This window comes from Pseudomonas sp. UBA3153, from assembly GCF_002364635.1.
Lineage (GTDB): Bacteria > Pseudomonadota > Gammaproteobacteria > Pseudomonadales > Pseudomonadaceae > Pseudomonas_O > Pseudomonas_O kuykendallii.
Window position 1 is genome coordinate 1 of sequence record NZ_DEYR01000030.1, and the last position, 25,844, is coordinate 25,844.

At 64.7% G+C, this 25,844-nt stretch carries 21 protein-coding genes and 1 pseudogene; 10 read left to right on the forward strand and 12 right to left on the reverse strand.

Translation table 11 applies throughout. The features are described 5' to 3' along the window. Positions 1–203: pseudogene (locus B2X67_RS06170) on the reverse strand (aldehyde dehydrogenase); the annotation flags it as partial. Between the two features lie 254 nt (positions 204–457). Here B2X67_RS06170 and B2X67_RS06175 point away from each other — a divergent pair. After that, the gene (locus B2X67_RS06175; RefSeq protein ID WP_286784953.1) at positions 458–2,347 is read left to right on the forward strand and encodes a sigma-54-dependent Fis family transcriptional regulator; all 1,890 of its coding nucleotides are present in this window, start codon (positions 458–460) and stop codon (positions 2,345–2,347) included. A gap of 2 nt (positions 2,348–2,349) precedes the next feature. On the opposite strand, the gene B2X67_RS06180 is transcribed toward B2X67_RS06175, so the two are convergent. Further along, entirely contained in the window at positions 2,350–3,453 is a 1,104-nt protein-coding gene (locus tag B2X67_RS06180) for an AI-2E family transporter (protein WP_286784954.1), read from the reverse strand. Positions 3,454–3,620: 167 nt separating this feature from the next. On the opposite strand from B2X67_RS06180, the gene B2X67_RS06185 reads away from it, so the two are divergent. Further along, positions 3,621–4,409 carry a TSUP family transporter gene (locus B2X67_RS06185; RefSeq protein WP_286785019.1) on the forward strand — a complete coding sequence of 263 codons (789 nt, stop codon included), beginning with the start codon at positions 3,621–3,623 and terminating at the stop codon, positions 4,407–4,409. On the opposite strand, the gene nudC is transcribed toward B2X67_RS06185, so the two are convergent. The 7 genes from nudC to B2X67_RS06220 form a co-directional block, all read right to left on the reverse strand. Next, positions 4,377–5,207 (reverse strand): NAD(+) diphosphatase, encoded by an 831-nt coding sequence (gene nudC / locus B2X67_RS06190; RefSeq protein ID WP_286784955.1) that lies wholly within the window; start codon positions 5,205–5,207, stop codon positions 4,377–4,379. The two genes, B2X67_RS06185 and nudC, sit on opposite strands and share 33 nt — an antisense overlap. Next, positions 5,207–6,877 (reverse strand): ferrous iron transporter B, encoded by a 1,671-nt coding sequence (locus B2X67_RS06195; RefSeq protein WP_286784956.1) that lies wholly within the window; start codon positions 6,875–6,877, stop codon positions 5,207–5,209. Before B2X67_RS06195 ends, nudC begins: the two co-directional genes overlap by 1 nt. Before the next feature lie 37 nt (positions 6,878–6,914). Continuing rightward, positions 6,915–7,727: a crotonase/enoyl-CoA hydratase family protein gene (locus B2X67_RS06200; RefSeq protein WP_286784957.1), complete on the reverse strand. Its 813-nt coding sequence runs from the start codon at positions 7,725–7,727 to the stop codon at positions 6,915–6,917. A 134-nt stretch (positions 7,728–7,861) separates the two neighbouring features. Next, positions 7,862–10,117 carry an arginine/lysine/ornithine decarboxylase gene (locus tag B2X67_RS06205; protein ID WP_286784958.1) on the reverse strand — a complete coding sequence of 752 codons (2,256 nt, stop codon included), beginning with the start codon at positions 10,115–10,117 and terminating at the stop codon, positions 7,862–7,864. Between the two features lie 130 nt (positions 10,118–10,247). Further along, entirely contained in the window at positions 10,248–11,003 is a 756-nt protein-coding gene (dnaQ, locus tag B2X67_RS06210; RefSeq protein ID WP_286784959.1) for a DNA polymerase III subunit epsilon, read from the reverse strand. Between the two features lie 11 nt (positions 11,004–11,014). Next, positions 11,015–11,467, reverse strand: coding sequence for a ribonuclease HI (gene rnhA / locus B2X67_RS06215; RefSeq protein WP_090230967.1), 453 nt, complete (start codon positions 11,465–11,467; stop codon positions 11,015–11,017). A gap of 1 nt (position 11,468) precedes the next feature. Further along, complete coding sequence (locus B2X67_RS06220; RefSeq protein ID WP_286784960.1) at positions 11,469–12,227, reverse strand: class I SAM-dependent methyltransferase; 759 nt, start codon at positions 12,225–12,227, stop codon at positions 11,469–11,471. A gap of 70 nt (positions 12,228–12,297) precedes the next feature. On the opposite strand from B2X67_RS06220, the gene gloB reads away from it, so the two are divergent. The 8 genes from gloB to fabI all read left to right on the forward strand — a co-directional run bounded on the left by gloB (position 12,298) and on the right by fabI (position 23,073). Next, positions 12,298–13,074, forward strand: a complete 777-nt coding sequence (gloB, locus tag B2X67_RS06225; protein ID WP_286784961.1) for a hydroxyacylglutathione hydrolase — start codon at positions 12,298–12,300, stop codon at positions 13,072–13,074. 99 nt (positions 13,075–13,173) lie between these two features. After that, positions 13,174–14,742 carry a lytic transglycosylase domain-containing protein gene (locus B2X67_RS06230; protein ID WP_286784962.1) on the forward strand — a complete coding sequence of 523 codons (1,569 nt, stop codon included), beginning with the start codon at positions 13,174–13,176 and terminating at the stop codon, positions 14,740–14,742. 104 nt (positions 14,743–14,846) lie between these two features. Continuing rightward, positions 14,847–16,676, forward strand: coding sequence for an extracellular solute-binding protein (locus tag B2X67_RS06235; RefSeq protein WP_286784963.1), 1,830 nt, complete (start codon positions 14,847–14,849; stop codon positions 16,674–16,676). Then, complete coding sequence (locus tag B2X67_RS06240) at positions 16,673–18,523, forward strand: extracellular solute-binding protein (RefSeq protein WP_273231524.1); 1,851 nt, start codon at positions 16,673–16,675, stop codon at positions 18,521–18,523. Before B2X67_RS06235 ends, B2X67_RS06240 begins: the two co-directional genes overlap by 4 nt. Continuing rightward, positions 18,524–19,609 carry a microcin C ABC transporter permease YejB gene (locus tag B2X67_RS06245; RefSeq protein WP_286784964.1) on the forward strand — a complete coding sequence of 362 codons (1,086 nt, stop codon included), beginning with the start codon at positions 18,524–18,526 and terminating at the stop codon, positions 19,607–19,609. Position 19,610: 1 nt separating this feature from the next. Beyond that, entirely contained in the window at positions 19,611–20,630 is a 1,020-nt protein-coding gene (locus B2X67_RS06250) for an ABC transporter permease (RefSeq protein WP_286784965.1), read from the forward strand. A gap of 6 nt (positions 20,631–20,636) precedes the next feature. Continuing rightward, positions 20,637–22,274, forward strand: coding sequence for an ABC transporter ATP-binding protein (locus B2X67_RS06255; RefSeq protein ID WP_286784966.1), 1,638 nt, complete (start codon positions 20,637–20,639; stop codon positions 22,272–22,274). Between the two features lie 4 nt (positions 22,275–22,278). Continuing rightward, complete coding sequence (gene fabI, locus B2X67_RS06260) at positions 22,279–23,073, forward strand: enoyl-ACP reductase FabI (protein WP_273231531.1); 795 nt, start codon at positions 22,279–22,281, stop codon at positions 23,071–23,073. Between the two features lie 181 nt (positions 23,074–23,254). Here the strand turns inward: fabI and B2X67_RS06265 are convergent, their stop codons facing one another. From B2X67_RS06265 to B2X67_RS06275, 3 genes are all read right to left on the reverse strand, one after another. Beyond that, positions 23,255–24,229, reverse strand: coding sequence for an OmpA family protein (locus tag B2X67_RS06265; RefSeq protein WP_286784967.1), 975 nt, complete (start codon positions 24,227–24,229; stop codon positions 23,255–23,257). A 108-nt stretch (positions 24,230–24,337) separates the two neighbouring features. Further along, positions 24,338–24,928 carry an RNA polymerase sigma factor SigX gene (sigX, locus tag B2X67_RS06270; RefSeq protein WP_273231533.1) on the reverse strand — a complete coding sequence of 197 codons (591 nt, stop codon included), beginning with the start codon at positions 24,926–24,928 and terminating at the stop codon, positions 24,338–24,340. A gap of 91 nt (positions 24,929–25,019) precedes the next feature. Continuing rightward, positions 25,020–25,844, reverse strand: coding sequence for a mechanosensitive ion channel family protein (locus B2X67_RS06275; protein WP_090230978.1), 825 nt, complete (start codon positions 25,842–25,844; stop codon positions 25,020–25,022).

Here is a 25,844-nt window from a genome sequence, read left to right on the forward strand (position 1 = left end):
GCGGCGTGCGCGGCGTCCAGCCCCTTGTCGATGTCGGCGGCCGAGGAACGAGGGAACTCGCCGATCACCGAGCCGTTCACCGGCGAGGTGTTGGTGAAGTACTGGCCCTCCACCGGCGGCACGAACTCGCCACCGATGTAGTTGCCGTAGCGCGGTTTGAGGGTAACGACGGCGCCAGGGGTGTTGGGGACTGCGTAACGCATGGGTGTTCTCCTGATCTTGTTGTTGTCATGGGCGGAACCCGCAAGAACATGAGCAAGAGCGAGGCCAGAAGAGGCAAGGCCCCGGCTGGCGCGGCCTGCAGCCTAACGCATTGGAGCCTGGGCACCCTCGATGTACCAGATACGAGACACCCCCAGTGACACCTCGTACCGCCGATGACCTGTATGCCTGGAGCGACATTTTGTCCTATGCTGGGCCGGCACCCGCTGCGGCACCGCTTCGGAGAACAACAAGAATGAACACGATCCATCAGCACGCGCAGCAGGTCCTGCGCTTTGGTGAAGGCCTGCCACCCATCCAGGGGCCAGCCAGCGACCCGGCCATCGCGCGTTCCTGGCGGCGCTGCCTGGAGCAGCACCACCTCGATCCTTCCCGCCTGCACGCGCCTTACGTGATGGAACGTCCGCGGCTGAACGAATGCCGCGAACGTCTGCAGCGGATCATTGCCATCGCCCGCTGGCAGATGAACAGCCTGCATCAGCAACTGGGCGGCAGCGACCACGCGATCCTTCTGACCGACACCCAGGGCGTGGTCATAGATAGCCTGGCCCGGGACGCCGAGCGCGACGACTTCCAACGCGCAGGCCTATGGCTGGGCGCGGTGTGGGACGAGGCGACCGAAGGCACCAACGGTGTCGGCACCTGCCTGGTGGAGCGCCAGCCGCTGACGATCCGTCGCGAAGCACACTTCCACGGACGCCATACCGGTCTCACCTGCTCCGCTAGCCTGATCCTCGACCCATATGGCGAGCCGCTTGCGGTGCTCAACGTTTCCACCTGCCGCGACGAGCCGACCAGGCGCAACAACTATCAGACCATGGCGCTGACCAGCCTGTCCGCCAAGCTGATCGAAGGCGCCTACTTCGTGCAGACCTGCAACGGCCGACGCCTGCTGCGCCTGCATGCGCGGCCCGAGTATCTGGGCATGCTCAGTGAGGGCCTGCTGGCCTTCGACGAACGTGGCCACATCGAGGCGCTCAACGAAGCGGCGCTGAGCCTGTTGGGCGAAACGCGGGAAGCGCTGCTCGGCCGTCCCCTGGAACATCTCTTCGAGCTGTCCGTCGAGCGCCTGCTTGACCCATTACCCGGCGACGCCGGTGGCTGCCTGGCGTTGCGCACGCGCGATGGACGTTTGCTGCATGGCCAGCTCGCCCGCCCCGCACCGACGACGAGGCCGTCCAGAGGAAGCAGCCAGGCTCCATCAGGCGCGGCTGCCCCCTGCCTGGCCGATCCGCGCCTGCGTGAAGCCTTCGGACGTGCCAGCCGCGTGCTGGAGCGCGACGTACCGGTGCTGCTGCACGGTGAAACCGGCACCGGCAAGGATGCCTTCGCCGCCGCGTTGCATCGCAACGGTTCGCGCGCCGGCAAGCCGTTCGTGGCAATTAATTGCGCGGCGATTCCGGAAAGCCTGATCGAGAGCGAGCTGTTCGGCTACCGCGGCGGCAGCTTCACCGGTGCGCACAAGGACGGCATGACCGGCAAGCTCCTGCAGGCCAACGGGGGCATCCTCTTTCTCGACGAAATCGGCGACATGCCGCTGGCCATGCAGACCCGCCTGCTGCGCGTGCTCGAGTCCCGCCAGGTCCAGCCGCTCGGCGCATCGCAGGCATTGCCGCTGGACGTGAGGCTGGTCAGTGCGAGCCACCGCGATTTGCCGGCGATGATCGCCGAGGGGAAGTTTCGCGAAGACCTCTACTACCGGCTCGCCGGCCTGCAGATCAGCTTGCCACCGCTGCGTGAGCGCAGCGACAAGGCCGAACTGATCGAACAGTTGCTGAGCGAAGAAACCGCCGGCGAACCACTACAGCTGGCTCCGGACGCCCTCCAGGCGCTGCTCGTACAGCCCTGGCCGGGCAATGTGCGCCAATTGCGCACCCTGCTGCGTGCGCTGGTGGCGCTATCCGAGAACGGACGCATCGAACTGGAGGATCTGCGCGCGGTGCAACCGGAAATGTCCGTCGCACCGCTGCCCAGCACCGCCCCGCTGGCCGAAGCCGAGCGTGAAGTACTGCTCGCCACCCTCGACGGAGAGCACTGGCACATGACTCGCAGCGCCCAGGCCCTGGGCATCAGCCGTAACACGCTGTATCGCAAACTGCTACGCCACGGCATCGCCCGGAACTGACACTAGCCGGGTCGCTCCGTGGGTGGCACTACGGGCATTTCGGCGCTCAGCGGCGACGGCGCGCTGGCTGGCCCGGTGAACAGCCCCCATGCCGACATGAACAGCGCCGCGATCAGCGGGCCTACGACGAAACCGTTGAGCCCGAACAGCGACAGTCCGCCCAGCGTCGACACCAGCACCACGTAGTCCGGCATCTTGGTGTCCTTGCCGACCAGGATCGGGCGCAGGATGTTGTCCACCAGGCCGATGACGAAGATGCCGTAGAGGGTCAGCAGCACGCCCTGGGTCACCTGATCGTTGAGCAGGTAATAGATCGCCACCGGTGTCCAGATGATGCCCGCCCCTACCGCCGGCAACAGCGATAGGAACGCCATCAGCACGCCCCACAGCAGCGGGCTGGGAATGTCGAGGAACCAGAAGATCAATCCGCCCAGCGCACCCTGGGTGGCCGCCACGACGATATTGCCCTTCACCGTCGCACGCGCCACCCGGGTGAATTTGCTGAACAGCTTGCGCTTCTGGTTCTGGCTCAGCGGAATCGCCTGGCGGATGCGGGCAACCAGCTCCGGGCCATCGCGCAGGAAGAAGTACAGCAGGTAGAGCATCACGAAGAAGCCCACGACGAACTCGAATGTGCCCTGGCCGAAACTGAAGGCCTTGGTCGCGAGGAACTGGCTGCCGGCGAGTGCCCCGCTGGAAAGACGATCACGCAGGCTGCCGAGGTCGTTGAGGCCGAAGCGGTCCAGCTGGTTCTGAACGAAATGCGGCAGCATCGCGCGGAATTGTTCCACATAGGCACCGACGTTCAGGTCGCCGCTTTCGATCCGCTGGTAGAGCGTGGCGCCCTCCTGCACCAGCAGCGCGGTGATGATGATCACCGGCAGCACCGCCACCAGCAGGCTCACCAGCAACGTGGTCAGCGTCGTCAGGTTGCGTCGCCCGCCGAAGCGCTTGAGCAGGCGCCGCTGCAACGGGCCGAAGAGGATGGCGAGAATCACCGCCCAGAACACGGCGCCGTAGAACGGCAGCAGGATCCAGGCGAATGCCAGCGAAACCACCAAAAGCAGCGCCAGGAAGACCTTCTGTTCCAGGTTCGGTTTGTTCATGAGTTTCCCTAGTAAACGACATTCGACTCCTGCGTTAGTCAACGCCGGCGGAAGCAAAGTGCCGGCGTGGGAGCCGGACGCGGGCGATACGCCGCGGCCGATTCCTTCTCCTGTCGAATAGCGGCATCATGCGCGCCTGTTTTCGCCACTCGGCCGACCTCGACGCCATGCCATTTCCCTTCGAACTCGCCGTAGATCCCGGCACCCTGGTCATCCTTGCCCTGGTCGCCTTCCTCGCCGGATTCATCGATGCGATCGCCGGCGGCGGTGGGCTGCTGACGATGCCGGCGCTGCTCACCGTCGGCCTGCCGCCCCATTTGGTCCTGGGCACCAACAAGCTGTGCGCCACCTTCGGTTCGGGAATGGCCGGTTTCACCTTCTACCGGCGCAAGCTATTCGATCCGGGGGAATGGCGAATTGCGCTGCTTGCAACGGCAATCGGCGCGCTGATCGGCGCGATCGTCGCCCATTGGGTGCCGGCACGCTGGCTCAATCAACTGCTTCCGCTGATCGTGTTCGGCTGCGGGCTGTACCTGTTGTTCGGCAAGGTGCCGGAGGGTGCCCTTGAGGGCAGCGCAGCGCCCATCGCCAAGGGACGGCAATGGCCGCAAGGCCTTGGGCTGGGGTTCTACGATGGCGTGGCCGGCCCGGGGACCGGGGCATTCTGGACGGTCAGCAGCCTGCTGATGTACCCGCTCGACCTGCTGCGTGCCAGCGGCGTGGCGCGCAGCATGAACTTCGTGAGCAACGCCACGGCGCTCGCGGTGTTCATCTGTTCCGGTCAGGTGGCCTGGGCGCTCGGGCTCGGCATGGGCCTGGCGTTGATGCTCGGCGCGTTCATCGGGGCGCGCACCGCTATCAAGGGCGGCGCCCGATTCATCCGCCCGGTGTTCATCCTTGTGGTGCTGGCGTTGACGGCGCGGCTAGTCTGGCAGCACTGGATCGGCGCCGCCTGAGCGGCGAGCCGCATAGAGATCGATCAGATACCGCGCGATGGACTTCGCGTTGGGCAGCGGTGGCAGGTCGTTCAGGTTGAACCACTGCGCATCCTCGATCTCGCCAGGTTGCGGGACGATGTCGCCACCGGCGTACTCGGCATGAAAGCCGAGCATCAGCGAATGCGGGAACGGCCAGCTCTGGCTGCCGAGGTACTGCAGGTTACGTACCTCCACCGCAACTTCCTCGCGCACTTCGCGCACCACGCACTGCTCCACCGTCTCGCCCGGCTCGACGAAACCTGCCAGCGTGCTGTAGACACCACTGACGAAGCGTGGCGAGCGTGCCAGCAGGACCTCATCCCCTCGGGTGACCAGCACGATCATGCTGGGCGAAATCCGTGGGTACTGGTGCAACCCGCACTCCACGCAATGCATCGCGCGCTCGCCGGCGTGCCGCTGCATCCGCGCACCACACCGACCGCAGAAACGGTGCTGGCTGGCCCAGGTGCCGATCTGGCTGGCGTAGGCAAGCATCTGGAACTGCTCGGCATCGCTTTGCATCATGAGCTGGCGCAAGCCCTGCCAGTGCGCGCCAGGCAGCTCGAACGGCTGGTCCGCCTGCAGCAGGAACACGGGTTGCCCGTCGAACTGACCGATCCCGTGCTCATCGAACCTGGCCAGCTCCTGGCGCTTCAGCCATTCACGGGGGAACAGCACGCCGTTGGCGTCCGAGAGAAAGCCATCGGGCGATGCGGCCAGCGCCCATCCACCGGGGACTCCGGCATCCACCAACCCGGCACACCAGCGGCTACCCATCAGGCAGCCACCGGCATGCCGAGGGCGCGAACGCTATCGGCGGCGAGGTCGAGCACCCCTGAATGCTCATCGGGCAGCAGCGTGCCCGCTTCCAGGTAGTACTCGAGACTGGCGAGGGCATCCGCGAGGGTTTCCAGCATCTGTTCCGACGGTCGCGCGGGTGCTTCGAGCATCTGCCGCTGGATGTAGTCGGCGCAGGCGCCGATCATCGCCGCCGCTCGCGGCTGATCGAGGAACCACAATCCACCGCGGGCGGTTTGCAGCGTTCCAGGGACGTTGAGCAGATGCATCTTGTCTCCTTCGGATTCCAGGTAGGCGGTGATCGCCCGCTTGGCCAGCGCGAGGCACACCTGCGCTTCGTCGATCACCAGGATGCGCGCTTCCGCGAGCTGGTGAATGGCGAAGGACTGCGCGTCGGCCCCGGGAACGGCTCGTGGCCGGGCTTCGCGCCGCTCGCCGCGGTCGAGACTGGCAACCATGCCTTCCACGTACAACACCGCATCGGCCAGACCATGCAGCGCATTGGCCGGAACGGGATTCTGGTCGACCCAGGAAGAAACCTCGGCCAGTTGCGTCTGCAGCGCGTTGCCCGCGGAGGTCAGGCCAACCATCGCCAGGGTCTTGGACAACTTGCCGAGCAGCGCGTGCAGGTTGCCCAGGCTCTCTTCGTCGGCGGCGCCCCGCTCGATGAGGTCGAGCAGGTCCTTGACGCTGGCGAGCTCCTCGCCGATCGCCGAAGACAGCGATCGCATCACCGCCTGGCCGGGGCCGGTGAGGCGCTGGTATTCCTCTTCGAGAAGGTGGTCGGTGAACGGCAGCGCGGTGAGGCTGAAGATCTCGCGCAGCGGTTCGGCCAGCGGACCATGGGTGTCGGCCAGCGCGACCAGGTAGAGCATCTCCTTGAGCAACAGGCGCGGCGCCTCGTAATCGGGCGCGGCGAGCAACTGGCGCAGTTCGCGATCGATGCGGGCGAACAGCTGTTTGCGGGATTTGCGCGGCAACAGCTGGCCGTCAATCTGGGCTTCGATCGCGGCCGCAGCGATCCAGCAAAGTCGCGAACGCGGATCGTCGCCGAGCAGCCCGTCGAGTCGCGTCAGCGCGCGCAGCATCAGGCGCAGGCTGGAGGCCGAACTCTGCTCGCGGATGAAACCAAGCAACCCGACCTGATACATCTGCCGCAGCCGGCGACCCTCGGCCGCCAGGTCGACCGTTTCGCCGGTTGTCCCATCGCGCAGCGGACGCGGCTGGTCGAGGCGGACACTGAAAAAGAAACTCTCCGGCAGCGGCGGCTGGTTGCCGGCCTTGCGCAGATCGTTGATCGCCGGCAGCAGGACTTCCGGCATTTCCTCGCGGTGCGCATCCAGGTTCTCCAGGTAGCGGCGCAGCACGAAGAGTGCGGTGCTGAGCGCAGCCAACTGGATGTCGCGCACCTCGCTGGCGCCCGCGGGAATGTCGGTCGCCTGCTGCTGAATCTCCTGGGCGAGCATTTCAGCGCCGGTGAGCTCGATCAGCTTGAGCGTCCCGCGAACCTGCTGCAGGCTTTCGATCGCCTGTTGCAGCAGGCTGACGTTCTCGCGCTCGGTGATGAACTGCTCGAGGCTCTGCTCGGCCTCCTCCATGGTGGCGAACAGCTCGTCGCGCACCAAGCCGAGGGATGTGGCTCCAGCCATGCCTATCGCGCCTCCGGCGCTCTGTCCGAAACCGAATTCAATCGGCGAAGTCCGCTTTCTGCTTGGTCATCTGCGCGGCCATGGCCACGCGTAGATCGGCCGACTGCAACATGGCGGCATTCCAGGTCGCGATGTACTCCAGGCCGTCGTCGACCCGGTGATCGCGCATGTAGCGGATCATTTCCTTGGTGCCGCGAATGGCCACCGGGGATTTCGCGGCGATCTCGCGGGCGATGGCGAAAACCCCGTCGAGCAACGCCTGCTGGTCGCCGTAGGTCCGGTTGACCAGGCCCAACTGGCGCGCTTCCTCGCCATCGATGCTGCGCCCGGTAAAGGCGAGTTCGCGCATCATGCCGTCGCCGATGATCCGCGGCAGGCGCTGCAGGGTGCCGACATCGGCGGCCATCCCCATGTCGATCTCCTTGATGGAGAACTGCGCATCGGTGGTCGAGTAGCGCATGTCGCAAGCGCTGATCAGGTCGATGGCGCCTCCCAGGCAGTAACCCTGGATCGCCGCGAGCACCGGCTTGCTGCACTGGTCCACGGCGTTGAAGGAGGCTTGCAGCTGCAGGATCTTGCGCCGCAGCACCTGCGCGTTGCGGCCGACGTCCTTGCCCAGCTCGCTGCCGACCGACGCCAGCATCGCCAGGTCGATGCCCGATGAGAAGTGCTTGCCGGCACCGGATACGACCACCACGCGGACGTCGTCGGTCTCGTCGATCCAGCGGAAGATGTCGATGATTTCCGTCCAGAAATCGGCGTTCATCGCGTTAACTTTTTCCGCGCGGTTGATCGTCACGTGGGCGATCTTGTCCTGGGTTTCGACGCGGAAGGCTTTGTAGTCGGACACGGCTGTCATCCTCGACAACGGACAGTTGGGCGCGGCGAGGCGCGCGGCGGCGTAGCCGGCCAACTATAACAACAAGCGCCTCGCAAAAGTCGATCCCGCCGCGCCTGCCAGGTCGGCACCGCCGGCCCGATACGTCATTCCTTGATGCAGTCGACGGTGTAGACCCGCCCCGCCTCGCCATCCTCGTGCTGCAAACCGTGCACATCCGAATCGAAGCCGGGGAAGCTGCGGTCGAAGGTGCCGGCGAACTCGAGGTAGTCGATGATCGCGCGGGTCGCGGGGGTGAAGCGCTCGCCCGGCATGATCAGCGGAATGCCCGGCGGATACGGCACCAGCATCACCGCGGCGATACGGCCTTCGAGCCGATCGATCGGCACCACTTCGACGTCGCCGCGCACCAGCTTGTCGTAGGCATCCGCGGGCTTGATCGCCAGTTCCGGCAGCACCGTGTACATGCGCTTCTGCGCCTTGGCGGTACGGTTTTCCCGGTAGCAGCCATGCAACTCGTCGCAGAGATCGCGCAGGCCCAGCCCGGCGTAGCGCGTGCCGCCCTGGCGCGCGACCGAAGGCAAGGCTTCGCTGAGCGGCACGTTGGCATCGTAATGGCGCTTGAACTCCAGCAGCTCGGTGACCAGCGTGCTCCACTTGCCCTTGGTGATGCCCATCGAGAACAGCACCAGCATCGAATAGAGGCCGGTCTTCTCCACCACCAGTCCGCGCTCCCAGAGGAACTTGCTGACCACCGCGGCCGGAATCCCGCGCTCATCCAGGCGCCCGCCGGCGGTGAGGCCCGGCGTGGTCAGGGTGACCTTGATCGGATCGAGCAGTACGTAATCCTCGGCAACCTCGCCGAAGCCATGCCAGTCGGCGTCCGGCGCCAGCAGCCAGTCGGCCGTGGTGGCGCTGTCGGCGCCCTCCGCCAGGGGCGGCTGCCAGATGCTGAACCACCAATCGTCTTCGCCCAGGCTTTGCTGCAGATTGGCCAGGGCGCGGCGAAAGCTCAGCGCTTCGTCGAAGGTTTCCTGGATCAGCGAACGCCCGGCCGGCCCTTCCATCATCGCCGAGGCCACGTCCAGCGAGGCGATGATGCTGTACTGGGGCGAGGTGGAGATGTGCATCATGAAGGCTTCGTTGAAGCGGTCGCGGTCCAGCTGGCGCACGCCGCCGTCCTGCACATGGATCATCGACGCTTGGCTGAAAGCCGCCAGCAGCTTGTGCGTGGAATGTGTGGTGAACACCAGCGGCGCCTGTTCATGGCGCCGCGTGCCCATGCCATAGCGGCAGGCGTAGAACTCGTGGAACGCGGCGTAGGCGTACCAGGCTTCGTCGAAATGCAGCACTTCGACGCTGTCGCCGAGGGTCTGCTTGATCAGTTCGGCGTTGTAGCAGAGGCCGTCGTAGGTGGAGTTGGTGACCACCGCGAGCTTGACCTTCGGCGGCCGGCCGCGAGTGAGCGGGTTGGCGTCGATCTTCGCCTGGATCGACTCGCGGCTGAATTCGGACAGCGGGATCGGCCCGATGATGCCCAGCTCGTTGCGCTCCGGCACCAGGTAAAGCGGCACCGCGCCGGTCATGATGATGGAGTGCAGGATCGACTTGTGGCAGTTGCGGTCGACCAGCACCAGGTCGTCACGGCCGACCATGCTGTGCCAGACGATCTTGTTCGCCGTCGAGGTACCGTTGATCACGAAGAAGGTGTGGTCGGCGCCGAAATTGCGCGCGGCGCGGGCCTCGGCCTCGGCCAGCGGGCCGGTGTGGTCGAGCAGCGAGCCGAGCTCGGGCACCGACACGGACAGGTCCGAACGCAACGTGTTCTCGCCGAAGAACTGGTGGAACGCCTGGCCCACGGGGCTCTTGCGATAGGCCACGCCACCGCCATGGCCGGGCGTGTGCCAGGAGTAGTTGGACTGCGCGGTGTGCTCGACCAACGCCTTGAAGAACGGCGGCAGCAACCCCGAGAGGTAGTTGCGCGCGGCCCGCGCGACCTGCCGGGCGAGAAACGGCACGGTGTCCTCGAACAGGTAGAGCAGCCCGCGCAGGTGATTCAGGTCCGCCATTGCCTCGGCGGGCGCGTTCTCGATGGTGACCTGCTCGCCGAGGGCGAAGATCGGCAGTTGCGAGGCGCGCACGCGGGCCAGGCGGATCAGTTCGATGACGTCCTGCAGCAGGCGCTGGTTCTCCCCGGCACCCTCGGCGGCGACCAGGATGCAGGCCAGGCCGTGGTGGGTCGACGCGACGATGCGCCCTTCGGCCGAGCTGGCGGTGGAAAGGATGCTGAACCCGTCCTGCGCCAGTTCCTGGGCAATACCGCGCACGCGTTCACCGGCGACCGTGTCGGCCTTGATGTCGCGATGCACGATGAGCACGGGGAATTTCAGATCTTTGTACATGTCACCGCCCTGAGGTCGGCAGGTCCGCCCTGCCCGTCGCCTCAGGGTAGAGGCTCGCCCCGGCGGGAGGAACCCCCGGCCGCGACCGCTGTACGAAAAGGTCGCGCGGCGATAACTCGCCGCGGCCGTTTCAGGCTTCGCTCAGCGCCTCGGCCGGCGCCTGCTCCAGCTGCGTCCAGAGCGCCGGGGCGCCGGCGGACTTCTCGATGACCGCGAGCCGCGCCGCATGGGCGGCGAGTTCGGCCTCGCTGGCACGAATCACCCGGGTGAGCGCGCGATCGGCACCCAGACGTCGGATCGGCATGGGATGGGCGCGGCCACCGGTTTCGCTTTCGCTGCCGTCACCGGCGAGGGACAGGTTGGTCTGCCCGCCGGTCATGGTCAGGTAGACGTCGGCGAGAATCTCGGCATCGAGCAAGGCGCCGTGCAGGTCGCGACCGGAGTTGTCCACGCCATAGCGCTTGCACAGGGCATCGAGGTTGTTGCGCTGGCCGGGATGCCGTTCCCGCGCCATGGCCAGGGTGTCGAGCACCGAGCAGTGTTCGCTGATGTCGGCGCGCTCACGCTGCCCGAGCAGGGCGAATTCGTTGTTGATGAAGCCGATGTCGAACGCCGCGTTGTGGATGATCAACTGCGCGTCTTTGATGAACTCGAAGAAGTCGTCGGCGACATCCTTGAAGCGCGGTTTGTCGGCGAGGAAATCCAGGGTGATGCCGTGGACCGCGATGGCGCCTTCGTCGATCTCGCGATCGGGGTGGAGATACACGTGGAAATGCCGCCCGGTCAGGCGGCGTCCGATCACTTCGACGCAACCGATCTCGATGATGCGGTGGCCGTCGGTGACCGGCATGCCGGTGGTTTCGGTATCGAGTACAACTGAACGCATGGCGCTTCCTGTCAGACGGAGGTTCTGTGTTTCGCCGAGACGACGCCGCGGTTGGCCAGCATGTCGGCATGCTCGTTGCCGGGATGGCCGTTGTGGCCGCGCACCCACTGCCAACTCACGTTGTGCCGGGCGACCTGCTCGTCCAGCTGCTGCCACAGATCGGCGTTCTTCACCGGCTGCTTGGCGGCGGTCTTCCAGCCGCGTTTCTTCCAGTTCGGCAACCATTCCTGGATGCCGCGCATGACGTATTCGGAGTCGGTCACCAGCAACACGTCGCACGGACGCTTGAGCTCGGCCAGGCCGCGGATCGCCGCGGTGAGTTCCATGCGATTGTTGGTGGTATCGGGCTCGCCGCCCCAGAGCTCGCGCTCGACGCCCTTGTACACCAGCAACGCGCCCCAGCCGCCGGGGCCGGGATTGCCCTTGCAGGCGCCATCGGTATAGATCGTGGTCTGTTCAGTCATTTCATTGCTCGGAATCGCGCCGGCTGACCTTCGCCACCGGCATCGGCAGCAGCTTGCCCATGGGTTCGCGGCGGGTCTGCGGCAGGGGGCGCAAACCGACGACCAGCTTGCGCGCCACCAATAGATAGAAGCCGGGGCCCGGCATGTGCCCGCGGTCGCCCCAGCGTTCCAGACGAACCAGGCGGTTCTGCCAGGCGCTGGAAGCGAGCGGCGGACGATAGCACCCGAAGCGGCGTTTCTCCAGCGCGAATCCGAGCAGGTTCATCCAGTCGCCGACCCGTGTCGGGGCGATGCAGCGGGCCTGGCGAAAGGCGTCCTGGGCGAACAGGTGACGCATCCCCCAGCTGCTCCACGGGTTGATTCCGACGATCAGCAGGTGGCCGCCGGGGCGCACGCTGCGCGCGGCTTCGCGCAGCAGGCCGTGGGGCGAAAGCGAGAAGTCCAGACCGTGCTGCAGCACCACGATGTCGGCCGCGTGCTCGCCCAGCGGCCAGGCCTGCTCCTCGCAGACGATCTCCACGCCGGGAAACGGTGCACCCAGGCTGACGCTGCGCTGGATCTGCTTCGCCGCCGGCAGCGGTCCGGCCTGCGGACCGTAATGCACCAGGTAACCGCCGAAGTAGCGCGCCAGTTCCTCCTCCAGCACCCGGCGCTCTTCCACCAGCAGTTGCTGCCCGAACGGGCCCTCGAACCACTCGCGGGCGGCGCCAATCAGCGCCTGCCACTGCGGATCGGCCTGGGCGATGGTGTTTTCGGTCATGCGATTCTCCTGCAAGGAGGCCTGGGCCTGCTTAAGATGCAACTTTGTAATCCGCATAGCGAGCCAAGCCATGTTGCGTATCGATGCCCTGCCCGCCTTCGCCGACAACTATATATGGCTGTTGCAGGACGACCAAAGCCGCCGCTGCGCGGTGGTCGATCCGGGCGACGCCGCCCCCGTGCAAGCCTGGCTGGATGCTCACGCCGGCTGGACCCTGGAAGCGATTCTGACCACTCATCACCACGCCGACCATGTCGGCGGGGTCGCCGCCCTCAAGGCGAAGACCGGCGCGCGGGTCTTCGGCCCGTCGCAGGAGAGCATTCCGGCCCTCGATCAGGCGCTGGGCGACGGCCAGCGTATCCAAGTGCTTGGCTTGGACTTCGAGGTGATCGACGTCCCCGGTCATACCCTCGGCCACATCGCCTACTTCCATGATGATGCCCTGCCCTGGCTGTTCTGCGGCGACACCCTGTTCGCCGCCGGTTGCGGTCGACTGTTCGAGGGAACGCCCCGGCAGATGTTCGATTCGCTGAACAGGCTCGCCGCGCTGCCGGACGCCACCCAGGTCTACTGCGCCCACGAGTACACCCTGAGCAACCTGCGTTTCGCCGCAGCCGTGGAACCGGAGAACCCGCAGATCGCCGCTCGCGTGGCGCAGGTCACGCAATGGCGCGCGGAGGGACGCATCAGTCTGCCGTCGCAGATCGGTCTGGAGCGGCAGACCAATCCTTTTCTGCGTTGCGGCGAGGCCAGCGTCGAAAAGACGCTGGACCAGCGCTGCGGCCCTCAAGCACGCACTTCGTGTGAATCCTTCGCCGCACTGCGCAGTTGGAAAAACAGTTTCTGAGGTCTGGAATGCGGACGGAGGGGTTGGTGAAAACTTGACCACCCGGAGGGCGGTTCCTAGAATCGCCCGACCTTTTCGCCTGGACAAGCACCCCGCCCGATGCCGCCAACCGACCGCAAGACCTCAGCCCCGGACACCTTGGCGCGCCTTTCGAGACTGTCCCCGCTGGTCTTCGCTCTGATTCTCGGCGGTTGCCAGAACCTCGCACAGCAGACTCCTGAACAGCTTGGGCGGAGCACCGACACCGCCGTCGGAATGCCTCAGCAGCGCACCGAGTGGTTGAACCAAACGCCGGCGCCTCAGCCGCCGCAGGACATCTGGGAGCGGATGCGTAGCGGTTATGCGCTGCAGGGCGAGATCGGCCTGAACCCGCGCATCGAACGCCAGCGCCTGTGGTTCGTCAGCAATCCCTCATTCTTGGAAAGCAGCTGCGAGCGCGGCAGCCTCTACATCCACTACGTCGTCGAACGCCTGGAAGAGCGCAACATGCCGCTCGAACTGGCGCTGTTGCCGATGATCGAGAGCGCCTACAACCCGCTGGCGCTGTCGCGTTCCAACGCCGTGGGCATCTGGCAGTTCATCCCCGCCACCGGTCGCTACTACAACCTGCGCCAAACCAGCTGGTACGACGGCCGCCGCGACATCACCGCCTCGACCAACGCCGCACTGGATTACCTGAGCAAGCTGCAGGACATGTTCAACGGCGACTGGCTGCTTGCCCTCGCCGCCTACAACGCGGGCGAAGGCACCGTCAGCCGGGCCATCGAGCGCAACCAGAAACTCGGCCTGCCGACCGACTACTGGAACCTGCCGCTGCCCAAGGAAACCCAGGAGTACGTGCCCAAGCTGCTGGCGCTGTCGCAGATCGTCCTGGCACCGGAAGCCTACGGGATGGACCTCAGCCCGATTGCCAACGAGCCCTATTTCGAGACGGTCGAGATCAAGCAGAACATGGACCTGTCGCGGGTCGCCGCCATGGCCGACCTGGACGCGGACGAGCTGATGCTGCTCAACCCGGCGTTCAAGCGCGGCATCACCCGCGACGGTCCGAAGCAGCTGCTGGTGCCGACCGAGAAAGCCGAGCTGCTGGCCGCCAACCTGTCGATGATGAAGGCCCAGGAACCGGTGGACTGGCAGGATTACAAGGTTCGTCCGGGCGACAGCCTGCACAGCATCGCCAACCGCTACCGGCTGACGGTGGCGACGATCAAGGACATCAACCGGCTGAGCAGCAATCACCTGAGCGTCGGCCAGGTGCTGAGCATTCCCGCGGAGCCCGGCCAGACCGGCGACGTACCGCTGTTCGGCAACGTCGCGGCCAGCGCGCCTGCTGCCAGCGCGCGCAGCTACCAGGTCAAGGACGGTGACAACCTCTGGCAGATCGCTCGCGACAACAAGGTCGAGGTGAAGGACCTGCAACGCTGGAACAAGCTCGCCGGCAAGGACCTCAAGGTGGGCCAGACGCTCGCCCTGCAAGGCGGCGGCTTGCAACTGGCGTCCGCCGGCGGCCCGGTGAAGGCAACCTATTACAAGGTGAAGAAAGGCGACTCGCTGCACCAGATCGCCAAGCGCTTCAATGTCGGAGTCGACAGCCTGAAGCGCTGGAACCCGCAAAGTGGCCAGTCGCTCAAACCCGGCCAGACGCTGACCCTGCGCCTCTCGAACTGATTGGCGAGCGCCGGGTCTCCGCGCCTTCCGGCCGAGGGAGGCAAGCTGCTACTGTACCGATCCCCATTCCACGTGCCGTCGTCCTGGATCGGATTTCCCGCCTGATGCGTTTTCTTCTCTCTCTGCTCTTCGGCCTCATGACCTGCACGCCGGCCTTCGCCGCGATCAGCGTCAGCCACGGCTATGCGCAGTTCGGAACGCTCAAGTATCCGGCCGACTTCAGCCACTTCGACTGGGTGAATCCGCACGCGCACAAGGGCGGCACCTTGCGGGTGATGGCATCCGGCACCTTCGACACCCTCAATCCCTACACCCTCAAGGGCAGCCCGCCGTCGAGCACCGCGGACTTTCTCGATTACGGGGTCAGCGAGCTGAACGAAACGCTACTTGCCGGCACGGGCGACTATGACCCGTCAGGCGACGAGCCGGCGTCCAGCTACGGACTGATCGCCTCTAGCGTGGAGTACAACGAGGACCGCAGCTGGGTGGTGTTCAACCTGCGCCCGGAGGCGCGCTTCCACGACGGGGTGCCGATAACCGCCTACGATGTGGCGTTTTCCTACCGCTTGCTGCGCAAGAAGGGCCATCCGCAGTACCGCACCAGCCTGCAGGAAGTGGAGCGCGTCGACATTCTCGGACGCCAGCGCATCCGTTTCGTCTTCAAGCGCGCGGGCAACCCGCTGCTGATCCTGCGCCTGGGCGAGTTGCCGGTGCTGCCGCAGCACTACTGGAAGGACCGAGACTTCACCGCCACCACCTACGAAGCGCCGCTGGGCAGCGGGCCATATCGCATCACCCGGGTTTCTCCGGGGCGCCGGCTGGTGTTCGAGCGGGTCGCCAACTGGTGGGGCGAGAACCTACCGGTGAACCGCGGCAAGTACAGCTTCGATCGCGTCGAGGTGGAGTTCTACCGCGACAGCCATATCGCCTTCGAGGCGTTCAAGGCCGGTGAATTCGATATCTACATCGAGCATCAGGCGAAGAACTGGGCCAACGGTTATCGCTTTCCGGCCGTGGAACAGGGCGCGGTGGTGCGCGCGGAAATCCCGCACAAGATCCCGACCCAGACCCAGGCGCTGTTCATGAACAGTCGCCGTGCGCCGTTCGCCGACATCGCCGTGCGCGAGGCCGTGGGCCTGATGTTCGACTTCGAGTGGGCCAATCGCACCCAGTTCAACGACGCCTACCGGCGCGCGGAGAGCTACTACCCCAACAGCGCCTTCTCGGCCACCGGCGTGCCCACCGACGCCGAGCTCCAGCTGCTGGAGCGTTACCGCGCGCAGTTGCCGGAGAAGCTCTTCGAGGAGCCGTTCGATGTTCCGCACACCGACGGGCGTGGCATCCCGCGGGAAACCCTGCGCCGTGCGCTCGGTCTATTGGCCGGAGCCGGTTACCGGCTATCCGGGCAACGCCTGCTGGATGCCGACGGCAGGCCCCTTCGATTCGAGATCCTGCTGGTCAATCCCAATCTGGAGCGCATTCTGCAGCCGTACGCCGAAAACCTCGCCCGCATCGGTATCGACGTCAGTCTGCGCACGGTGGACCGCGCGCAGTACAAGCAGCGCCTGGACCAGTACGACTACGACATGATCCTGCTGACCCTGCCACAGACCCTCAGCCTCGGCCTGGAGCAGTGGCAGTACTTCCACTCCAGCCAGGTGGCGCTCAAGGGTGGCCGCAATTACGCCGGCGTCGCCAATACGGTGGTCGACGGGCTGCTCGAGAGCCTGCTCGCCGCCGGCACCGAATCCCAGCAGCAGGCCGCCGCCCGCGCCCTTGACCGGGTCCTGCTCTGGCAGCACTACAGCATTCCGAACTGGTACATCGATTATCATCGCATCGCGTACCGCAATCGCTTCGCCTTCGTCACCACGCCGCCCTACACCCTCGGGTTGCGCGCCTGGTGGCTGAAGCCCACGGAGAATTCCCGATGAGCAATACCCTGAGCGCGCTTCGCCGATTCGGCTGCGGAGCGCTGCTGCTGGCGCTGGCCGGCACCGTCTGCGCCGGCCCCCAGCACGCGATCACGCTGTACGACGAAGCGCCGAAGTACCCGGCGAACTTCAAGCACTTCGCCTGGGTGAACCCAGACGCGCCCAAGGGCGGCATCCTCCGCCTCTCCGGATTGAACGGTTTCGACAGCCTCAACCCGTTCATTCCCAAGGGCAACTCGGCGGATCAGCTCGGTCTGATCTACGACACGCTCACCTACCACTCCCCGGACGAGCCCTTCACCGAGTACGGGTTGCTGGCGGAGAAGATCGAAAAGGCGCCGGACAACAGCTTCGTGCGCTTCTACCTGAACCCCAAGGCACGCTTCAACGACGGCACGCCGGTCACCGCCGAGGACGTCGAGTTCACCTTCCAGACGCTGGTGGACAAGGGCGACCCGATGTATCGCCACTATTACGCGGACGTCGACAAGGTGGTCGTCGAGGACAAGCAGCGCGTGCGTTTCGACTTCAAGCACCCCGGCAACCGCGAGCTGCCCCTGATCCTCGGCCAGCTTCAGGTGCTGCCGAAGCACTGGTGGGCGACCCGCGATTTCGCCAAGAGCAGCCTGGAACCGCCACTGGGCAGCGGCCCGTACCGCATCGCCAAGGTCGATCCGGGGCGTTCGATCCGTTACGAGCGGGTCAAGGACTGGTGGGGCAAGGACCTGCCGGTGAACCGCGGCTACTACAACTTCGACGCGATCAACGTCGACTATTACCGCGACTCCTCGGTGGCGCTGGAGGCCTTCAAGGCCGGCCAGTTCGATTTCAACCTGGAGTACTCGGCGAAGGACTGGGCCACGGGCTACGACAGCCCGGCCCTGCGCGCAGGCAAGATCGTCCAGGAAAACCTGGTCAACCATAACCCGGCGGGCATGCAGTCGTTCGCCTTCAACATCCGCCGGCCGGTGTTCCAGGACCGCCGCGTGCGCGAGGCGATCGCCCAGCTGTTCGACTTCGAGTGGACCAACAAGCAGTTGTTCTTCGGCTCCTACAAGCGCACCCGGAGCTACTTCGAGAACTCGGAGATGGCCGCCACGGCGCTGCCGGACGCCGACGAACTGAAAATCCTCGAGCCCCTGCGCGGCAAGATTCCCGACGAGGTGTTCACCCAGGTCTTCGCCCCCCCGGTCAGCGACGGCAGCGGAATCATTCGCGACCAGAAGCGCCGTGCCTACCAGTTGCTCACCGAGGCCGGCTTCAAGATCGAGAACGACAAGATGGTCGGCCCGGACGGCAAGCCGCTGGCGTTCGAGTTCCTCACCGCGCAGGCGAACCTGGAGCGGATCATCCTGCCGTTCAAGCGCAACCTCGCCGAACTGGGCATCGACCTGCAGATCCGCCGGGTCGACGTCTCGCAGTACATCAACCGGCTGCGTTCGCGTGACTTCGACATGGTCCCGGCCACCTGGGGCCAGTCCAATTCGCCGGGCAACGAGCAGATGGAGTTCTGGCATTCGCGCAGCGCCGACAGCCCCGGCAGCCGCAACTTCATCGGCCTGCGCGACCCGGCCATCGACACGCTGGTGGAGGGGCTGATCCGCGCCGACTCGCGCAAGAGCCTGATCCTCCACTGCCGTGCGCTGGACCGCGTGCTGCAATGGGGCAATTACGTGGTGCCGAACTACTACGTCGACACCTGGCGGGTGGCCTACTGGACGCGCCTCGCACATCCGGAAACCACCTCGCTGTACGACTTCGGCATGATGACCTGGTGGCAGAAGCCGGGCGAAAATGCGGTCACGCCCGAAACCGACGGCGTACCGGCCGAGCAGGAAGCGCACTAGATGCTCGCCTACATAGTTCGCCGCCTGCTGCTGATCCTGCCGACGCTGTTCGGCATCCTGCTGATCAACTTCATCATCGTCCAGGCCGCGCCCGGCGGGCCCGTCGAGCAGATGATCGCCAAGCTCGAAGGCTTCGACGCGGCTGCCGGCGGCGCCACCGGGAGGATTTCCGGCGGCGGAGCGGAGGTTTCCGGCGGGCACTCGAACTACCGCGGCGGCCAGGGGCTCGACCCCGAACTGGTCGCCGAGATCGAGAAGATGTACGGCTTCGACAAGTCGGCGCCGGAGCGCTTCTGGATCATGCTGAAGAACTACGCGCAGCTGGATTTTGGCGAGAGCTTCTTCCGTAACGCCAAGGTCATTGACCTGATCGTCGAGAAGATGCCGGTGTCGATCTCGCTCGGGCTGTGGAGCACGCTGATCATGTACCTGGTGTCGATCCCGCTGGGCATCGCCAAGGCCACCCGCCATGGCAGCGCGTTCGACGTCTGGACCAGCTCGGCGATCATCGTCGGCTATGCGATTCCGGCGTTCCTTTTCGCCATCCTGCTTATCGTGGTGTTCGCCGGGGGCAGCTACTACGACTGGTTCCCGCTGCGCGGGCTGACCTCCAACAACTTCGACGAGTTGAGCTGGGGCGGCAAGATCCTCGACTATTTCTGGCACCTGGCGCTTCCGGTGTCGGCGCTGGTGATCGGCAACTTCGCCACCCTCACCCTGCTGACCAAGAACAGCTTCCTCGACGAGATCAACAAGCAGTACGTGGTCACCGCCCGGGCCAAGGGGCTTTCGCGCACCGGCGTGCTCTACGGCCATGTGTTCCGCAACGCCATGCTGCTGATCATCGCCGGCTTCCCGTCGGCGTTCATCGGCATGTTCTTCACCGGCTCGCTGATGATCGAGGTGATCTTTTCCCTCGACGGCCTCGGCCTGCTGAGCTTCGAGTCCGCGCTCAACCGCGACTATCCGGTGGTCTTCGGCAGCCTGTTCATCTTCACCCTGCTGGGCCTGCTGGTGAAGCTGATCGGCGACATCACCTACACCCTCGTCGATCCGCGCATCGACTTCGAAAGCCGGGAGAAATGAGATGACGTTTTCTCCTCTCAACCGTCGCCGCATCGAGCGTTTCAAGGCCAACAAGCGTGGCTGGTGGTCACTCTGGCTGTTCCTCATCCTCTTCGGCCTGAGCCTGGGCGCCGAGCTGATCGCCAACGACAAACCGCTGGTGGTGCGCTACGACGGCGAGTGGTATTTCCCGGTGGCCAAGCGTTACCCGGAAACCGCGTTCGGCGGCGAATTCCCGCTGGAGGCCAACTACAAGAGCCGCTACATCCGTGAACTGATCAAGGAAAAGGACGGCTGGATGATCTGGCCGCCGATCCCCTTCGACTATGCCGCGATCAACTACGACCTCGCCGTGCCCGCTCCGGCACCGCCCTCCGCGGCCAACTGGCTGGGCACCGACGACCAGGGCCGCGACGTGCTGGCGCGGATCATCTACGGCTTCCGCATCTCGGTGCTGTTCGCCCTGACCCTGACCATCCTCAGCTCGATCATCGGCGTGTTCGCCGGTGCGCTGCAGGGCTTCTACGGCGGCTGGGTCGATCTGCTCGGGCAGCGCTTCCTGGAGGTCTGGTCCGGGCTACCGGTGCTCTATCTGCTGATCATCCTCGCCAGCTTCGTTCAGCCGAACTTCTGGTGGCTGCTGGGCATCATGCTGCTGTTTTCCTGGATGAGCCTGGTGGACGTGGTGCGCGCCGAGTTCCTTCGCGGGCGCAACCTCGAGTACGTCCGCGCGGCGCGGGCGCTGGGGATGCAGAACGGCGCGATCATGTTCCGTCACATCCTGCCCAACGCCATGGTTTCCACCATGACCTTCATGCCCTTCATCCTCACCGGCGCCATCGGCACCCTCACCGCCCTGGATTTCCTCGGCTTCGGTCTGCCGGCCGGCTCGCCGTCACTGGGCGAACTGGTGGCGCAGGGCAAATCCAACCTGCAGGCACCCTGGCTAGGTATCTGCGCATTCGCCGTGCTGGCGCTGATGCTGAGCTTGCTGGTGTTCATCGGCGAGGCCGCGCGCGATGCATTCGATCCGAGGAAATAGCGCTTCATGAGCGAGATATCGTCACCCCAGAACCTCGTCGAAGTGCGCGACCTGGCCGTCGAGTTCGTCGCCGGCAACCAGTGCCAGCGCGTGGTCGAGGACGTCAGCTTCGACATCCGCAAGGGCGAGACCCTGGCGCTGGTCGGCGAAAGCGGCTCCGGCAAGTCGGTCACCGCGCACTCGATCCTGCGCCTGCTGCCCTACCCGCTCGCCCAACACCCCGCTGGCTCGATCCTCTATGACGGCCAGGACCTGCTGGCCCAGAGCGAACAACGTCTGCGGCACATCCGCGGCAACCGCATCGCGATGATCTTCCAGGAGCCGATGACCTCGCTGAATCCGCTGCACAGCATCGAGAAGCAGGTCAACGAGGTGCTCACCCTGCACAAGGGCCTGCGCGGCAAGGCGGCGACAAAGCGCACGCTGGAGCTGCTCGAGCTGGTCGGCATCGTCGATCCGCACAAGCGCCTGAAAGCCTATCCGCACGAGTTGTCCGGCGGGCAACGGCAGCGCGTGATGATCGCCATGGCCCTGGCCAACGAGCCGGAACTGCTGATCGCCGACGAGCCGACCACCGCGCTGGACGTCACCGTGCAGCTGAAGATCCTCACCCTGCTCAAGGAATTGCAGGCGCGCCTGGGCATGGCGTTGCTGCTGATCAGCCACGATCTGAACCTGGTTCGGCAAATAGCGCATCGCGTATGTGTCATGCAGTGCGGACGCATCGTCGAACAGGGGTCGTGTGAAAAACTGTTCCAGACGCCCGAGCATCCGTATACGCGTGAACTGCTCTGCGCCGAGCCCCGTGGGGAGGCAGCCGCCAATCCGCCAGGGCCGCCGCTGCTGGAAGTGCAAGACCTGCGCGTGTGGTTCCCGATCAAGAAAGGGCTGCTGCAGCGCACCGTCGATCACATCAAGGCAGTGGACGGAGTCGATTTCAGTCTGCCGAAAGGCCAGACACTAGGGATCGTCGGCGAAAGCGGTTCGGGCAAGTCGACGCTGGGTCTGGCGATCCTGCGTCTGATCGCGAGCCAGGGTTCGATTCGTTTCCAGGGCCAGCCGTTGGATCAGCTGACCCAGCAGCAGGTTCGCCCGCTGCGGCGGCAGATGCAGGTGGTCTTCCAGGACCCGTTCGGCAGTCTCAGCCCCCGCATGTCGGTGGCGCAGATCGTCGGCGAAGGCTTGCGGATTCACGCCATGGGCAACGAGGCTGAACAGGAACAGGCAATCATCGACGCGCTCAAGGAGGTAGGTCTGGACCCGGAAACCCGGCACCGCTACCCCCACGAGTTTTCCGGCGGGCAACGGCAGCGAATCGCCATTGCCCGCGCGTTGGTGCTGAAGCCGGCGCTGATCCTGCTCGACGAGCCCACTTCGGCGCTCGATCGGACGGTTCAACGTCAGGTAGTGGAGTTGCTTCGATCGCTACAGGCCAAGTACAACCTGACCTACCTGTTCATCAGCCACGATCTGGCGGTGGTCAAGGCGCTGAGTCATCAGTTGATGGTGCTCAAGCAGGGTCAGGTGGTGGAACGCGGCCCGGCGGATGCAGTCTTCGCCGCCCCGCAGCACCCTTACACACGGCAGTTGCTGGAGGCCGCCTTTCTGGCCCCGCAACCGTCGCCAAACCAAGAAAGAGGATAAGCACATGGGTTTTCTCGCCGGTAAGCGCGTACTGATTGTTGGTGTCGCCAGCAAGCTCTCGATCGCCTCGGGTATCGCCGCCGCCATGCACCGCGAAGGCGCCGAACTCGCCTTCACGTATCAGAATGAAAAGCTCAAGGGCCGCGTCGAGGAGTTCGCTGCCGGCTGGGGCTCCAACCCTGAGCTGTGCTTCCCCTGCGACGTCGCCAACGACGAGGAAATCGCCTCGGTCTTCGAAGCGCTGGGCAAGAAATGGGACGGCCTGGACATCATCGTCCACTCGGTAGGTTTTGCCCCGGGCGACCAGCTCGACGGCGACTTCACCGAAGTCACCACCCGTGAAGGCTTCAAGATCGCCCACGATATCAGCGCCTACAGCTTCGTCGCCCTGGCCAAGGCCGGTCGCGAACTGATGAAGGGCCGCAACGGCAGCCTGCTGACGCTCTCCTACCTGGGCGCCGAGCGCACCATGCCGAACTACAACGTGATGGGCATGGCCAAGGCGAGCCTGGAAGCCGGCGTCCGCTACCTGGCCGGCAGCCTCGGCCCGGAAGGCACGCGCGTCAACGCCATCTCCGCCGGTCCGATCCGTACGCTCGCGGCAAGCGGCATCAAGAGCTTCCGCAAGATGCTCGCGGCCAACGAGAAACAGACCCCGCTGCGCCGCAACGTCACCATCGACGAAGTGGGCAACGCCGGCGCGTTCCTCTGCTCCGACCTGGCCTCGGGCATCAGCGGTGAAATCCTCTACGTCGACGGTGGTTTCAACACCACCGCGATGGGCAACATCGAAGAGTGATGGCCTGACCGATCGCGGCTGATCGATCCTGAGCAAACGCCCCGAACGCCGGGGCGTCTTGCTTTGCTCGCAGCGAAACCAACCGGTTTCCCGATCGACAGACGCAAAAAAGCCCGCTTCTTTCGAGGCGGGCTTTTTTCTCCTGCCGAACCGCCGGAGCGGTTCGACAGAATCCCGAGGCTTACTTGGCCTGGGCTTCCACTTCGGCTTCTACGCGACGGTTGACGGCACGGCCGGCTTCGGTCGCGTTGTCAGCTACCGGGCGCGACTCGCCGTAACCGACGGAGTCAACACGGTTGCCGGCTACGCCGTACTGGTTGACCAGCACGTTTTTGACGGCAGCAGCACGACGTTCCGAGAGCTTCTGGTTGTAGGCGTCGGTGCCGACGGAGTCGGTGTGGCCTTCAACGGTCGTGGTGGTCTGCGGGTACTGGTTCATGAAGTCAGCCAGGTTCTTGATGTCGCCGTAGCTGTCTTGCTTCACGGTGGCCTTGTCGAAGTCGAATTTCACGTCGAGCTCGACGCGAACCACTTCAGGAGCCGGTTCCGGCTCTTGGGCGACCGGAGTAGGGGCTGGAGCCGGAGCCGGCTCGACCGCTGCGACTTCGCGAGCACCGCCACCGAAGTTCATGCCGACGCCTACGCCAGCCATCCACTCGGTTTCTCCGCGGTCGATGTTGTACATGCCATCGACGCTGGCTTTAGCGAAGAAGTTTTCGGTGAAGTAGTACTTCACGCCGGTACCGACGTTGGCGAAGGTGCTGTGGTCACGACCGCCGCGAGTCGCCTGACCGATGCTCTGGTGAGCCAGGCCGGCGGAAACGTACGGACGCAGGCCTACACCCGGAGTACCGAAGTTGTAGATGGCATCGAGGGAAGCCAGGTTGCCCTTGATGTTCTTGCTGCCAGTGTCGCTATCGCCACGAATATCGTGGTACTCGCCGTAGGACAGAGCCAGCTCGACGTCGTCGGTCAGGTAGTAGCCGACCGAACCGCCAAACAGTTTGGCGTTCGAAGCGTCTTTAGAGCTGTCGGTGAAGTACTTCTTACCGAAAGCTTCCACCTCGACAGCGCCTTGGCCCTGGGCCAGCGCGTGAACAGAAGTCGCGGCTATCAGAGAGCCAATGACAACGCCTAAGGTGTTCTTGAGTTTCATCCGTTTAAATCCCCATCAAGTGTGATGAATAAGCCAGCAGGCCGATGCTCGCTAACTTGGCAATAGTTTACCAGAGCGGGCCTGACCATATGAGAGCTTATTGCCCCACTAAGTTTCGGAAATGCCCGAAAATTTTTCACGAAGCCGATCCAGCGCCCTTTTGTAGCGCATTTTTGTCGCGCTCAGGCCCATATGCATGATGTCGGCAATTTCCTGAAACTCGAGTTCCGCGACGAAGCGCAACACCAGGATTTCTCGGTCAATCGGGTTGACATGAATCAGCCAGCGGTCAAGCCCTCCGCGCTCTTCAACCTTCGGAGCCCTCTCCTCCGAGGCCTCTTCGAGCGGGTCGAGACTAAGGGCGTCGAGCAGGCGCCGCTTACGACGCTCCTTGCGATACTGGGTGATGCATTCGTTATACGTAATGCTATAAAGCCATGTCTTGAACTTCGACTTGCCTTCGAAGTTCTTCAGGCCGTAGAGCACTTTGAGCATCACTTCCTGACATACATCGTCGGCATCCCGATCGTTACCCAGATAGCGCGCGCAGACATTGAACAAGGTGCGCTGATAACGACGCATCAGCTCCTCATAAGCACGGGTGACATGGAACAGTTCGGCATGCGCGCGCTGTACCAATTCCTCATCGGTTAGCTCGCGGGGGTCGTAGCGCTGGGGAGCAGATTGGGTTTTGTTCAAAACAAGTCGGGCCGACAGTCAGATCGATAGCAGCCTCCGCGGTCCCCTGGGGACCGTCCGGCGGCGGCATACATTAGCAGGGATTGCGCCCTTAGCGGCTACTGACCCGCTGCTCGAGGAGAATCCGGTTGGCCACGGAAACCAGTTCGCCATTGGCGTCCAGCAAGGTGGTTTTCACGGTGCCTATCTCTTCGATCTGACCTTCGATATCGCCGATGCGCACGTCCTGACCGACTTCATACAGTTCGCGCACGTAGATGCCGGCGATGATCTGGCTGGCGATGTCGCGACTGCCGAGCCCCAGCGCCAACGCCACGGCCAGACCGACCGAGATCAGCACGATGGCGATCACGTTGTTCAACAGGTCGGTCTTGATTTCCAGTTGGCCGATCGCCACCGAGATGCTGATGATGATGACCATCGCCTGCGCCACCCGGCCCAGCCCATTGGCGTAGTCGAGACCGACACCCTCGGCCGCGCCACGCACCAGGCTGCTGGCCAGTTGCGCCAGCAGTACGCCGGACAGCAGCACCAGCGCCGCACCAAAGACCTTGGGCAGGTAAAGGGCGAACACGTCCAGCGTTGCCGATACCCGCTCGAGCCCCAGCGATTCCGCCGCCGAAACCAGGAACACCAGCAAAACGAACCAGTAGACGATCTTGCCGATCAGCGTCGATACCGGCACCTGGATACCCGCGCGGCCGAGCAGCTTGGTGAGGCCGGTCCCGGCCATCAGGCGGTCCAGGCCGATCTTCGCCAGCAGCTTCGACAACAGGGTATCGAGCAGCTTGGCGACGATGAAGCCAAGCAGCACGACCACCAGCGCACCGAACAGCCGCGGGATGAACGCCGCGACCGAGCCCCACATGGTGCTCATGGCGTTAACGAGGCTCTGTGTCCAAGGGTCGAATTCCAT